Genomic DNA, 13,332 nt, shown 5'->3' on the forward strand with positions numbered 1-13,332 from the left:
GTTCAGATGAAAAAATCAATATATCCTTATGATGCATGGAAGATAAGAGAAAGCAAATTCGATATAGAAACGAATTACCGCAATGAAACTATTTTTTCTTTGGGAAATGGGTATTTTGGCATGAGGGGCACATTTGAAGAAGGTTATTCAGGTCCTAATGGTACATCATTTAATGCAACATACATTAACGGATTTTATGAAATCTATGATATCAATTATGCAGAAGGCGGATATGGTTTTCCAACTTACGGTGAAGCGATGGTAAATGTTGCTGATAGCAAAATTGTAAAATTGTTAGTAGATGATGAGCCATTTGACTTGTTGAAAGGCAATCTAATTCAATACGAAAGAACACTGAATATGAAGGAAGGTTTTACAGAGCGAAAGATTGTTTGGGAGACTGAAAAAGGGAAAAAGCTGGATATAACTGTAAAAAGATTGATCTCTTTTAAAAGGCAACATTTAGGTGTTATAGTTTTTAGCTTTAGACCGTTAAATTTTAGTGGGAAGATAAAATTGATTTCCGAAATTGATGGAAATGTATATTACGGGAATGAGACAGATGACATGCGCGTAGGAAATAACATGAGAGGAAAAGTCGTAAATACCATTGACAGTCACATTGACGGATATATGGGATGGTTAATGCAAACTACAAAAAGAAGTAAGCTAAAATACATTTGTTCTGTAAACCATGATGTAAAAACTGATTGCCATTATGAACTTAAAAATTACAACTCAGATGATAAAATAGGTTTTGAATTCTCTATTGATGCTGAAAAAGATAAAATTTTTCAGCTTGATAAGTTTATTTCGTACTACACATCAAGAGAATGTTTAGAGGATAAGCTTATTGATAGTTCGGTACATGAGGTCATAAATGCCAAATCGGATGGAGTAAATATCATCTTTAAGGAGCAGTTTGATTATTTAAATGAATTTTGGACGGATGCAGATGTGGAAATAGACGGCGATATTTCTATGCAACAAGGCATAAGGTACAATGAATTTCAATTGTTGCAGTCTGTAGCCAAAAATGATATCGCGAATATATGTGCCAAAGGTCTTACTGGTGAAGGATATGAAGGACACTATTTTTGGGACTCTGATGTCTATATCATGCCATTTTTTCTCTACACAAAACCAGAGATCGCCAAAAACTTTGTAATGTTTCGATACAAATTGTTAGATGCGGCCAGAAAAAGGGCGAAGGAATTGGGATATAAAGGTGCCCTTTATCCCTGGAGGACGATAGATGGACCGGAATGTTCATCTTATTTTCCAGCTGGAACAGCTCAATATCACATAAACTCTGATATAGTTTTGGCTATAAAAAAATACGTTGAAGCAACTTTAGATTACGAATTTTTGTACAAGTACGGTGCGGAGATTGTTTTTGAAACTGCAAGGCTATGGATAAGCATAGGTGCATATATTCCTTTGAAAAATAATAAATTTTGCTTGAATTGCGTAACAGGACCTGATGAATATACGGCATTGGTTGACAACAATGCGTATACAAACTATATGGCACAAATGAACTTAGAGTATGCATACTTTGTTGCCAAGGAAATGGCTAAAAAAGCTCCGGAATATTATGCTAACATTAAAGAAAAGATTGGACTTGCTGATGAAGAGCTAAATGAATGGAATTACGCAGCACAGAACATGTATTTGCCTTATTCAGATGATTTTGGAATTATTCCACAGGACGATAGCTTTCTTTATAAAGAGAGATTAAATGCCAAAGATTTAGAAAGCGAAAAACCCTTGTTGCTTCACAGACATTATCTAAATATATACAGATATCAGATATGCAAACAACCTGATGTCTTATTGCTTATGTACCTAAGAAGAGAATTATTTAGCATTGATGAAATTAAACGAAATTACGATTACTATGAGCCAATAACGACTCATGATTCATCGCTTTCACCAGCCATATTCAGTATTCTTGCAAATGAGATCGGATATTATGATAAAGCCTACGAATATTTTATGATGACGGCAAGAATGGATCTTGATGATTACAATGGGAATGTGAAAGATGGGATACACACTGCTTGCATGGCTGGTGCTTGGAGCGCAATCATAAGTGGATTTGGTGGAATGATGACATATCCTGATGGACTTCATTTTATGCCTAATATACCTAAAAGTTGGAAGTCTTTATCGTACAACATTAGATATAAAAATTGTAAAATACATGTGAGCATTACCCAAGAAAAAGTGTCATTTTTATTGCTTGAAGGTGAGATGTTGAAAATTCATGTTTACGATGAAGAAATAACGCTTTTGAATGGCGATAAAGTTGAAAAAGAGGTGAAAAAAGTTGATAAACAAAAGTGTTAAACATAAAGGCGTGATATTTGATTTAGATGGTGTGATTACGGATACTGCTGAATACCACTATTTGGCATGGAAAAAGTTGGCTGATGAATTAAATGTATATTTTGACAGAGAAATAAATGAAAATTTGAAAGGTATTAGCAGAATTGAGTCATTGGAGATAATTTTGAAGAAAAGCGATAAATTCTTTAGTGAAGAAGAAAAGTATTATCTGGCAGATAAAAAAAATGAATACTACAAAGAGATGATAAAGAGAATGACATCTAAGGATTTACTTCCTGGTGTAGTAGACTTAATAAGAGAATTAAAAGATAGAGGAATAAAAATAGCTGTGGCTTCTGTAAGCAAGAATGCAAAAACCGTTCTTTCAAACCTTGGCCTCATTGAGACATTTGACTACATTGTGGATGCAGAAAAAATAAAAAATGGCAAACCAGATCCGGAAATTTTCTTAAACGCTGCCGCAGGAATTGACGTTGAACCTAAATTATGTATAGGAATAGAGGATTCTAAAGCTGGTATTGAAGCCATAAATAGAGCAGGAATGGTGTCTATTGGAGTTGGCAATTATGAAACAGTGAAAGGGGCAGATATTGTCTTAAAGGACTTAAGCGATCCATTGCCAATATTAAACTTACTATAAAATAGTAATAATAACCTCCCAAAGGAATAAATTTATTATAGATTCGTAGTTGGGAGGTTATTTTTTGTGAAGATATATTATATCAAAAAAAGCGTCATCATAAACTTGTTAGCGGTTTTCGTACTAGCATTTATATCTATTTTATACACAAATTACGGTGTTCCACCTGTTATAAGTACGCTATTTAATATAAACAGACAGCTTCCGATTTACAGTGTTGATATTACTGATAAAAGGGTTGCCATATCGTTTGACGCATCATGGGGCAGCGATAAGACAGAAAGACTTCTGCAGATATTAAAAGATAAAAATGTAAAGGCCACATTTTTTTTGACGGGGCTTTGGATTGATAAATATCCTGAACTTGTAAAAAAAATTTATGAAGAAGGTCATGATGTGGAAAACCATAGCAATACACATCCACACATGACGCAGTTAAGCGATTCGGAAATGGCAAATGAGATAAAAGCTTGTGAGGAGAAACTTGTAAAGATCACTGGACAAAAGCCTTATTTATTTAGACCTCCATACGGTGACTACAACGATAGAGTCATTGAGACAGCAAAGAGTTTAGGATATTATACTATACAATGGGATGTAGATTCGCTTGACTGGAGAGGCCTTGATACGGAAGCGATAATAAACAGGGTATTGCCGAACGTTAAAAAAGGTTCCATTATTCTATTTCACAATAATGGTCAATTTACACCTGAGGCGATACCGTACATCATTGATAAACTGAAAGAAAATGGATATCAAATAGTTCCTATAAGTCAGTTGATATATAAAGAAAATTACTATATTGATCATGAGGGCAGGCAACATAAAGAACAATAAAATTTTATTAAGTTATGCAATAATAATTGCAAAAAAATAAAATTAATGATATTATTTTGATAATGTTGAGAAAAATAATATCAAATTTTTTGCAATACTTCGTATTGAGGTTGGGTGGTTCAATGAAGTTTATTTATGTAAAACGATTAAATATTTTAATAAACCTGTCATAAATGCTCTTCTTTGTTAATATCTATATTTTAAGAAGATACACATGATGGAAGGGAGAGTAAACAGATGGCAGGTAATATATTGGGGAATAATATGGTTAATGTATCTGGTAAAATTGTAAGCGAATTGGAGTTTAGTCACGAGCTTTATGGGGAGCAGTTTTATAATTTTACGCTTGAAGTGCCAAGACTAAGTGACGCAAAAGATATGCTTCCGATTACTATTTCAAATAGACTATTTGAAGGCATAAACTTAACTCCAGGCACTAAAGTGAAAATAGAAGGACAGCTTAGATCTTATAATAGGCAATCGCCAAATGGTGGTAAAAATAGGCTGATATTGACTATTTTTGCAAGGGATATTATAGTCGTAAGTGATGATGAAAGCATTAAAAATCCTAATGAGATTTTTTTGGACGGATTTATATGTAAAGAGCCTGTTTATAGAACAACACCATTTGGGAGAGAAATATCAGATTTGCTTGTGGCTGTCAATAGACCATACAGCAAGTCAGACTATATTCCAGTAATCGCATGGGGGAGAAATGCCAGATTTTGCGAAAAGCTGAAAGTAGGCGATCGCATAAAATTGTGGGGAAGGGTACAAAGCAGAGAATATCAAAAAAAAGGAGATAATAACGAGATTATAACGAGAACAGCCTATGAAGTATCCATAACAAAAATGGAAAAAGTCAATAAAGAGGATTTGATTTTGACACAGCAATAGATATTTTACATACAAAAGGAGAGATTGTCGTTGAAAAACGGTTTGATCCAAATATACACAGGCGATGGAAAAGGCAAGACGACTGCTGCTATAGGCCTTGGCATAAGAGCTTTAGGCAGAGACTTTAAGGTATATATGGTTCAATTTTTAAAAGGGAGAGATACGGGAGAGCTTTATGTTTTAAAAAACATAGATAATTTCAAGGTTTTTAGATTTCAGTCAAGTGAAAAATTCTTCTTTCAGATGGATGAGAACGAAAAAAATGTACTTAGAGATGAGATGCATGAGGCTTATAATTTTATAGAAAATGTCATTAAAAATGAAGAGTGCGATATGCTTATATTAGATGAAATAATGGGGGTAATACAGAACAATATTTTTTCTGTGGAAGATGTGCTTAAACTCATGAAGGAAAAGCCAGATACAATGGAGATGATTTTAACAGGCAGAAATGCTCCTAAAGAGCTTATTGATAATGCAGATCTTGTGACAGAGATGAAGTTAGTTAAACATCCTTTTGAAAAAGGTATTTCCGCTAGATATGGAATAGAATTTTAAAACCCGGCTAAGCCGGGTTTTTTTAACCTCTTAAATCGTCCAATAGTTTAGTTTTTTCTCTGGTCTTTTCGTCTTTGATTTTGACAATTTTAGCAGGGACGCCAGCTACGACAGTGTTTGGCGGTACGTCTTCTGTGACGACAGACCCTGCTGCCACAACAGCATCGTGACCAACTCTGACACCTTCTAGAAGGACGGCATTAGCTCCTATAAGCACATTATCTTCAACTATAACAGGTATACTGCTTGGTGGCTCCAGCACGCCTGCTATGACTGCACCAGCGCCAACATGGACATTTTTCCCGATTATTCCTCGTGCACCGATAACGGCATTCATGTCTATCATTGTATTTTCACCAATTTCAGCACCTATATTTATGATAGCACCCATCATGATTACTGCATTTTTTCCTATTTTTACTCTATCTCTTATGATAGCGCCTGGTTCGATACGGGCATTTAAGTCTTTTATATCTAGTAATGGTATCGCTGAATTTCGCCTATCGTATTCAAGGTGATAATCCTTAATCTTGTCTTTGTTTTCATCTAAAAGTTTTTTAACATCTTCTAATTCTCCAAAAATTATTTTAAAATTGTCAGTGCCAAAAACTTTAAATATCTTTTCGTCTACATCTATGTTTCCGTTTATATAGGCTTTTACTGGTGTTGATTTTTTAGATTCCTTTATGAATTTTGCTATTTCATAAGGATTTGTCAATTCATCTTTTGAATTCAAAAGTCATCATCCTTTCTTGACAAGTGATTCCATGTCGTAAAGTCCAGGTTTTTGATTTATTAAAAACTTAGCTGCTAAAAGCGCGCCATTCCCAAATATTTCTCTTGATCTTGCAGAATGGCTGATTTTAATGATTTCGTCGTGACCAGCAAAAATCACTTCATGTTCGCCTACTACGGTGCCACCCCTTAAAGCATGGATTCCTATTTCATTTTTATCTCGCTTATCTACATTTGAGTGTCTTCCATACACATATTCCATTCTATCACCTAAAACGCTGTTGATGGCATCCGCAATAAGCAAAGCTGTTCCGCTTGGCGAATCTTTTTTCATATTGTGGTGCATTTCAAGTATTTCTATGTCAAAATTATCACTTAAAACTCTTGCGGCTTCTTTGACTAAACTTATAAGTACATTGATGCCTAATGACATGTTAGCAGACCTAAACACAGGAATATGGTTAGATGCTTCTTTTAAAGAGTTAATTTCTTCTTCATCAAGCCCTGTTGTTGCAACGACAACAGGTAAATTTTTGCTTACAGCGGCTTTTAACAATTGCGGCACAGCAGTGTGATATGAAAAATCTATCACTACATCGGCATCCACATCTACTTCATCAAGGCTTTTGTACACAGGAAATCCGCATTGACACTGATTTTGATCGATTCCAGCAACAACTTCAAAGTCTTGATTCTGTGAAGCCATGCTTGCGATTACTTTGCCCATTTTTCCACAGCAACCATTTATTATCACTCTTATCATTAATACAGCCTCCTCATATCAGTCCAAATTCTTTTAACGTAGTCTTCAGTGCATTTAAATTCTTTTCGGACATATCGACTAAAGGAAGCCTCAATGGTCCGACATTGAAACCCATTAAATTCATTGCCGTCTTGACTGGAATTGGATTAGTTTCTATGAACATGACGCTATTTAAAGGATTTAATTCCAATTGCAACTTTCTTGCGGCTTCTATATCTCCATTCAAAAATAGCATTACCATTTCGTGTATTTTTTGAGGCACGATATTTGCGGTGACAGAAATTACACCTATGCCTCCTAATGAAAGTATCGGCACGACTTGATCGTCGTTTCCTGAATATATTTCAAATTTATCGCCCATTATCCTGGCTATCTCAGCTATCTGAACTATATCGCTACTGGCCTCTTTTACACCAACAACATTGTCAACGTATTTGCATATTTCTAAGTATGTTTCTGGTTTCACGTTCATTCCTGTTCTACTTGGAACATTGTATATTATTATTGGCTTATCGACATTTTTGGCGATTTCCGTAAAATGTTTGACAAGTCCTGCTTGAGTAGTCTTATTGTAGTATGGTGTTATGACAAGCAGAGCATCAGCACCGACAGATGAAGCATATTTACTTAGTTCAATGCTGTGACGCGTATCATTGCTGCCAGTCCCAGCTATAACCGGGATGCGACCATTTACTTTATCAACTGCAAATTTAATTGTATCCATTCTTTCTTTATCTATCATCGTTGACGATTCACCAGTTGTGCCACATATTATTATGGCATCTGTACCTTCTTTTATATGCCATTCTAAAAGTTCCTCTAACTTATTAAAATTAACTCCATCTTCAGTGAATGGGGTAACGAGGGCAACACCTGAACCCTTAAATACTGGCATTATTAACCATCCTTTCTCAGATCATAAAGACATCATTTAATCAAAAGCTCAGCAATTTGCACAGCATTAGATGCGGCGCCTTTTCTGATATTATCTGCAACAATCCACATATTTAATCCGCTGTATACTGTTTCATCACGTCTTAATCTACCCACAAATACTTCATCGTGACCTGTTGCGATTGTCGCAACTGGGTATATGTTGTTTTCTGGATCATCCATTAAAACTACTCCAGGAGCATTTTTTAAAATGTTCTTTAAGTCTTCCATTTGATAAGGTTTTTCAAATTCAATATTGACGCTTTCACTGTGGGAATTCTTAACGGGCACTCTAACCGTCGTAGGTGATACCTTTATAGAATTGTCACCCATTATCTTTTTTGTCTCATTGATCATTTTAAGCTCCTCTTTTGTATATCCATCAGGTAAAAATACATCTATATGAGGAATACAGTTATTTGCTATAGGGTAAGGGAAACATTGATTTTTTTCGCCATTTAATGTTCTTTCAAGGTCATCAACGCCTTTTTTGCCTGCACCAGATACTGCTTGATATGTTGAGACGACAATTCTCTTGATTTTGTATCTGTCATGAAGGGGCTTTAGCGGGACCACCATTTGAATCGTTGAACAATTAGGATTTGCTATTATGCCTTTATTCCATTTAATATCTTGTGGATTTACTTCAGGAACTACCAGTGGTACATTATCATCCATTCGCCATGCGCTGGAGTTGTCAACGACTGTTACTCCTTTTTCTGCTGCTATAGGAGCGTACATTTTACTTACTGTAGCGCCTGCTGAAAATAATGCTATCTTTATATCTCTATCAAAGCTTTTTTCTGTCAATTCTTCTACAGTGTATTCATTTCCTTTAAATGTAAGCTTTTGGCCAGCAGTTCTTTTTGAGGCAAACAAATATAAATTGTCCACCGGGAAATTTCTCTCTTCTAAAACTTTAATGAACGTTCTTCCTACGAGGCCTGTTGCACCTACGATTGCTACATTGACTCCCATTATTATCCTCCTTAAAAATAAAAATTCAATGATATAATGCAATAAAGTAATTTTGTTATTTAAAATATATCATTATTATTATATGAAGTCAATAAAATAAGGTTATACAAAAATAACCCCTAAAAGAGGTTATTTTTGTGACTTTGATGCTTTTTCAAGCGATTTAATATCTGTCTCTAAAACGCTTGTTTTGATTTTGGTGATAGTGCTGTCTTTTGATTGTACAGCTTTTTCTAATTCACTAAGACCTGCATCAAATTTATCTGATGCGTTTTTAGCGTCTTTAGGTAGTTTTATCCTTATGTTTTTCCAAATCGATTTTATCTCATCTATATCTTTTAGTGCAATATCCCACTTGCCTAAAGTTGAATTAAACTCAATGTCTCTGCTGTAAAATCTGAGCTTTTTAATATCTGGTGGTGATGTTGTCTTAAAGTAATTTTCGATTTCAGGCACAAATTTGTAGACATTATTTGCAGCGATCATTGTATCATCTAATGATTTACTGGAAGACTTTGTCGTTAGAATATTTATCGCTGTGCTTACATTGTTCAGCAAATCGGTACTGGCTCCAGCTTTTGTAGCAATAGGGCTTAAAACATTCCAATTTGTATGTATATCTTTTACAGTTTTATCTATTGTGCTCCACGATTTTTCTTCTGGTGACTGTTTTTGCTGTTTTTTATTAGCACCTTTTTCATTAGATTTTCCGCCTCCTTGGCTTTTTGATGAACTTTGCTTTTTATCCTGAGGTGCTAATGTTGTGGTTGATTGTTGAGCGCTTTTGCCACTTTGGGATTCTTTAAGTTTTTTAGCTTCTTTTATTATTGTGTCGATGTCGCTTTCGATTTTGGCAAGCTCTTTCGGTGTAGACATTTTTTGAGTCGTGCTGGGTTTTTTCTGCGGAATGGGCTTTTTTTGCTTATTCTTGCAAGCAGAAAGCTGAAATACTGAAATAAATATCAATAATAGACAGACAATTTTACGATATTTTTTCATAGAATCACCTCAATAGATAGTATTGCCAGGATGTTTTAATTTAATGAACAGATAATTTTTTTAAAATTTGTAAGGTTATAAATTTTTGTACTTGCATAAGAAAATTATGGTATAATATAATTATAACGTAGTAGCTAAAGGCTACATGAAAGGAGAGTGTGTATGTGGAATTATAAAATCAAAAAAGTGTCTGTTTTTTCTGTCTTTAAGTTCACGTTGCTGTACGGTGTTATAATTGGAGCTGTTTTAGGTTTAATTGGGGGGTTATTCGGGAGCATAGGAGATGCTAGATTCTTTGGTTTAGGTATATTTGGAGGACTCATATTTGGCATAATTTATGGAGTGATGCTGGCGCTAATTAGCGCTTTTGGGACATGGATTTTCAATCTCATATCTGGTGTTATAGATGGAATAGATATTGAGCTTGAAAAAAAGGACGAATGATATTGTTATGTTGAATTTCATGTGTTATAATTTTGTAAAGTCATACTTTTAGATGGGCAATGGTGTCCTCAATGAAGGAAGATAGAGTCCTTAATTGAGTACACCTATTTTTAATTTAAGGAGGATTGCTATGGGAAACAAATACAGTGCAGAAGACGTATTGAGGATTTCTAAAGAACGTGGTGTTGAGTTCATTCATTTGCAGTTTAGCGACATCTTTGGCGTCATGAAAAATGTCTCGATTCCTATTGAAGAGCTTGATAAGGCTTTAAATAACGAAATAATGTTTGACGGATCATCAATAGACGGATTCGTCAGAATCGAAGAATCTGATATGTATTTAAGGCCAGATACCGATACATTTGTAATATTTCCATGGAGGACAACAAGTGGTGTGGAGGCAAGGCTTATTTGTGATATATACAATCCTGATGGTACGCCTTTTGAAGGTGATCCAAGGTATATTCTTAAGAAAAATTTAGAAGAAGCAAAAAAATTAGGCTACACTATGAATGTGGGACCAGAATGTGAATTTTATCTGTTTTTGACAGATGAAAAAGGAAATCCTACTACAATCACTCAGGATGCAGCAGGATATTTTGATATGGCACCAGTTGATTTAGGAGAAAGCGCTCGAAAGGAAATGGTTTCTACACTAAAAGAAATGGGATTTGCAATAGAGGCATCACACCATGAAGTAGGACCGGGGCAGCATGAAATAGATTTTAAATATGATGATGCGCTTGCAACGGCAGATAATGTCATGACATTTAAAATGGTAGTAAGGATAATAGCGCAAAAGCATGGACTTCATGCGACGTTCATGCCTAAACCTGTGTACGGCATTGCAGGTTCTGGTATGCATTTGAATCAGTCACTCATGAAAAACGGTGAAAATGCATTTTACGATCCAAGCGACCAGATGGGCCTTAGCAAAGATTGCTATTACTACATTGGAGGCCTTTTGAAACATGCAAAAGCGCTAACGTCCATAACAAATCCTACAGTAAATTCATACAAAAGGCTTGTATCAGGCTTTGAAGCTCCTGTATACATTGCGTGGTCTGGAAGAAATAGAAGTCCCCTCATACGGATACCTGCTAAAAGAGGAAATTCAACAAGGATAGAGCTTAGATCACCTGATCCTTCCAATAATCCGTACTTAGCATTAGCTTGTTCGTTAGCTGCAGGACTTGATGGCATAAAAAATAAGATAATGCCGCCGTTGCCAGTTGATAAAAATATTTACGAAATGAGTGAAAGTGAATTAAGCGAATTGAATATAGAAAAATTACCTGAATCTTTAGAAGAAGCCTTAGTCATCTTAGAAGAAGATGAGGTTATAAAAAATGCATTGGGTGAGCATATATACAATAAATATGTTGAGGCAAAATGGTCTGAGTGGGATTCCTACAGGACTTACGTCACAAGGTGGGAGATAGACCAATACCTTACTAAGTTTTAAGGTAGGTGTTTTCATGAGTCAGTGGCGCATCATAATAGCTGATAGCAATGACTACAGCAGAAGCACACTTAAAGGAATGCTTTTGTCCAGTGGACATCTAGTCTATGAAGCGAGAGATGGTGGAAGCGCAATTAGGCTGTCTCGCTCCTTGATGCCTGATCTTGTTTTGGTAGATATGGGTATTGTGGGAATGAATGCTTATGAAGTAGCGCATATTATAGATAGCGACAATGTGGCACCTGTCATATTGATGACGCAGACCATTCAAAGGGGCTTTATCGAGGAAGTAAAAAACTATTCGGTATTTGCTTATTTGCTAAAACCAATCGATAAAGCAGTGTTATTAAGTTTGACTGAATTTGTTATAGAAAATCACAAAAAATATTTATCTTTAAAAAATGAGATAGAAAGCTTAAAAAAGCAAATAGAAGCCCGCAAGAAAATAGAGAAAGCTAAAGGTCTTTTAATGAAAGTAAAAAAATTAGATGAAGATGAAGCTTACACACTGATGAGGAAGATGAGCATGGACTCAACTCTTCCTATGGAAGTCATAGCAGAGAGGATATTAACTAAATACTCGTAAAATAAGCTTAAGCACATAAAAACATATTTGTGCTTAAGTTTTTTTATTTGAGATTAAGATAACATTAAGCTGAGATTAATTTCACAAATTAAGGAGGAATTTTAACAATTTTGTAGAAATAATAAATTATTTAAGAAGTTTGTAAAATGTTAGTTGGTGAGTTTTATGAATAGCAAAGAGTTGTACAGAGAAATACTTTTTTCAAAGAGAAGATGTGCAAGTATTGGTCTTAAAAATTCAATAAATTTTCCACTTGTAACTTTAAATAAAGAAGATTTAAAAGTCAAAATGGATAAAAATATAGAACTTATTAATGTGTTTCGAAATTGTATTGATAATATTATAAATGCTGTAAAAGAAAAATACATGTTTTTATTGACTGATCAGGATGGATGTCTTTTAAGTTTACTATGTAATAATAAGATATATAGGAACATAGATAAATTTGGATTTAAAATTGGTACATATTTTACGGAAAGTAGTTTAGGAACAAATGCGATCTCAGTGGCGATAAATGTAAAAAGGTGTGTATTTTTAACACCACAAGACCATTACTGCGACATATTGAAAAGGTGGTATTGCATTGCATCACCGCTTATTATAGATGAAAAAACAATAGGGTATCTTGATGTATCGACAATAGAACATGATATGGCAGAAGAAATGGTTGCATTAACAGAATTATTGGTATACCAGATTGAAAATGAGTATAAAAAAATAGTTAGAAATAAAGATAGAACCAATATAATCAAATTTAGCAAAGAACAATTAAAAATTTTAAAGCTGATTACTAAAGGATACAAGGACTCAGCAATTGCATCAGAACTTAAAATAAGCATTAATACTGTAAATTATCATAAAAGAAACATATTTAAGAAATTGGGTGTTTTAAGTACTAGAGAAGCAATAGTCAAAGCAATTCAAATGCATCTGGTGGAAATAGACTGATTTATTTAAGGTTTAATTGGAAAACAATAAAGACTACAGAAAAATGTAGTAGAAAATAAAAAATTCCCATGGTAAAATGATGGTAGATCAGAAGGTTATTTAGCTTAATGATGTGGTTTATAAAATATACAACAAAATTTATTTATAGAGGTTTTGCTATTACATTTTTAGTTCAAAAAATTAAAGTTTAATGGTGCGAT

At 34.3% G+C, this 13,332-nt stretch carries 14 protein-coding genes; 9 read left to right on the top strand and 5 right to left on the bottom strand.

The features are described from left to right. Positions 1–6 precede the first annotated feature (6 nt). The 5 genes from ACZ42G_RS04700 (at position 7) to ACZ42G_RS04720 (ending at position 5,284) form a co-directional block, all read left to right on the top strand. Positions 7–2,352 (top strand): glycoside hydrolase family 65 protein, encoded by a 2,346-nt coding sequence (locus ACZ42G_RS04700; protein ID WP_464851668.1) that lies wholly within the window; start codon positions 7–9, stop codon positions 2,350–2,352. Further along, positions 2,333–2,992 (top strand): beta-phosphoglucomutase, encoded by a 660-nt coding sequence (gene pgmB, locus ACZ42G_RS04705; protein WP_464851669.1) that lies wholly within the window; start codon positions 2,333–2,335, stop codon positions 2,990–2,992. Before ACZ42G_RS04700 ends, pgmB begins: the two co-directional genes overlap by 20 nt. Before the next feature lie 66 nt (positions 2,993–3,058). Next, a complete protein-coding gene (locus ACZ42G_RS04710) occupies positions 3,059–3,829 on the top strand; it encodes a polysaccharide deacetylase family protein (RefSeq protein ID WP_464851670.1) in 771 nt (256 codons plus the stop codon). A 237-nt stretch (positions 3,830–4,066) separates the two neighbouring features. Then, complete coding sequence (locus ACZ42G_RS04715) at positions 4,067–4,726, top strand: single-stranded DNA-binding protein (protein ID WP_085112955.1); 660 nt, start codon at positions 4,067–4,069, stop codon at positions 4,724–4,726. A gap of 30 nt (positions 4,727–4,756) precedes the next feature. Then, a complete protein-coding gene (locus ACZ42G_RS04720) occupies positions 4,757–5,284 on the top strand; it encodes a cob(I)yrinic acid a,c-diamide adenosyltransferase (protein ID WP_464851671.1) in 528 nt (175 codons plus the stop codon). 22 nt (positions 5,285–5,306) lie between these two features. Here ACZ42G_RS04720 and dapD read toward each other — a convergent pair whose 3' ends face one another. The 5 genes from dapD to ACZ42G_RS04745 all read right to left on the bottom strand — a co-directional run bounded on the left by dapD (position 5,307) and on the right by ACZ42G_RS04745 (position 9,692). Beyond that, a complete protein-coding gene (gene dapD, locus ACZ42G_RS04725; RefSeq protein WP_085112954.1) occupies positions 5,307–6,020 on the bottom strand; it encodes a 2,3,4,5-tetrahydropyridine-2,6-dicarboxylate N-acetyltransferase in 714 nt (237 codons plus the stop codon). A 6-nt stretch (positions 6,021–6,026) separates the two neighbouring features. Continuing rightward, the gene (gene dapB / locus ACZ42G_RS04730; protein ID WP_464851672.1) at positions 6,027–6,782 is read right to left on the bottom strand and encodes a 4-hydroxy-tetrahydrodipicolinate reductase; all 756 of its coding nucleotides are present in this window, start codon (positions 6,780–6,782) and stop codon (positions 6,027–6,029) included. A gap of 13 nt (positions 6,783–6,795) precedes the next feature. After that, positions 6,796–7,677, bottom strand: coding sequence for a 4-hydroxy-tetrahydrodipicolinate synthase (dapA, locus tag ACZ42G_RS04735; RefSeq protein WP_464851673.1), 882 nt, complete (start codon positions 7,675–7,677; stop codon positions 6,796–6,798). 32 nt (positions 7,678–7,709) lie between these two features. Then, positions 7,710–8,693, bottom strand: a complete 984-nt coding sequence (locus ACZ42G_RS04740) for an aspartate-semialdehyde dehydrogenase (protein ID WP_085112952.1) — start codon at positions 8,691–8,693, stop codon at positions 7,710–7,712. Between the two features lie 129 nt (positions 8,694–8,822). Further along, positions 8,823–9,692 (bottom strand): hypothetical protein, encoded by an 870-nt coding sequence (locus ACZ42G_RS04745; protein WP_464851674.1) that lies wholly within the window; start codon positions 9,690–9,692, stop codon positions 8,823–8,825. A gap of 162 nt (positions 9,693–9,854) precedes the next feature. Between ACZ42G_RS04745 and ACZ42G_RS04750 the strand changes: the two genes are divergently transcribed. From ACZ42G_RS04750 to ACZ42G_RS04765, 4 genes are all read left to right on the top strand, one after another. Beyond that, positions 9,855–10,136, top strand: coding sequence for a hypothetical protein (locus tag ACZ42G_RS04750; protein ID WP_464851675.1), 282 nt, complete (start codon positions 9,855–9,857; stop codon positions 10,134–10,136). Positions 10,137–10,266: 130 nt separating this feature from the next. Then, positions 10,267–11,601 carry a type I glutamate--ammonia ligase gene (gene glnA / locus ACZ42G_RS04755; RefSeq protein ID WP_085112950.1) on the top strand — a complete coding sequence of 445 codons (1,335 nt, stop codon included), beginning with the start codon at positions 10,267–10,269 and terminating at the stop codon, positions 11,599–11,601. Between the two features lie 13 nt (positions 11,602–11,614). Next, on the top strand, positions 11,615–12,184 hold the full coding sequence (locus tag ACZ42G_RS04760) for an ANTAR domain-containing response regulator (protein WP_085112949.1): 570 nt from the start codon (positions 11,615–11,617) through the stop codon (positions 12,182–12,184). Positions 12,185–12,349: 165 nt separating this feature from the next. After that, on the top strand, positions 12,350–13,132 hold the full coding sequence (locus tag ACZ42G_RS04765; protein ID WP_464851676.1) for a response regulator transcription factor: 783 nt from the start codon (positions 12,350–12,352) through the stop codon (positions 13,130–13,132). Positions 13,133–13,332: the final 200 nt, after the last annotated feature.

This window comes from Thermoanaerobacterium calidifontis, from assembly GCF_055381745.1.

Bases quoted from the DNA above. Each gene is read 5' to 3' on its own strand.
- ACZ42G_RS04700 (WP_464851668.1), top strand. From the start codon at position 7: ATGAAAAAATCAATATATCCTTATGATGCATGGAAGATAAGAGAAAGC.
- ACZ42G_RS04715 (WP_085112955.1), top strand. From the start codon at position 4,067: ATGGCAGGTAATATATTGGGGAATAATATGGTTAATGTATCTGGTAAA.
- dapB (WP_464851672.1), bottom strand. From the start codon at position 6,782: ATGATAAGAGTGATAATAAATGGTTGCTGTGGAAAAATGGGCAAAGTA.
- dapA (WP_464851673.1), bottom strand. From the start codon at position 7,677: ATGCCAGTATTTAAGGGTTCAGGTGTTGCCCTCGTTACCCCATTCACT.
- ACZ42G_RS04740 (WP_085112952.1), bottom strand. From the start codon at position 8,693: ATGGGAGTCAATGTAGCAATCGTAGGTGCAACAGGCCTCGTAGGAAGA.
- ACZ42G_RS04745 (WP_464851674.1), bottom strand. From the start codon at position 9,692: ATGAAAAAATATCGTAAAATTGTCTGTCTATTATTGATATTTATTTCA.
- ACZ42G_RS04750 (WP_464851675.1), top strand. From the start codon at position 9,855: ATGTGGAATTATAAAATCAAAAAAGTGTCTGTTTTTTCTGTCTTTAAG.
- glnA (WP_085112950.1), top strand. From the start codon at position 10,267: ATGGGAAACAAATACAGTGCAGAAGACGTATTGAGGATTTCTAAAGAA.
- ACZ42G_RS04760 (WP_085112949.1), top strand. From the start codon at position 11,615: ATGAGTCAGTGGCGCATCATAATAGCTGATAGCAATGACTACAGCAGA.
- ACZ42G_RS04765 (WP_464851676.1), top strand. From the start codon at position 12,350: ATGAATAGCAAAGAGTTGTACAGAGAAATACTTTTTTCAAAGAGAAGA.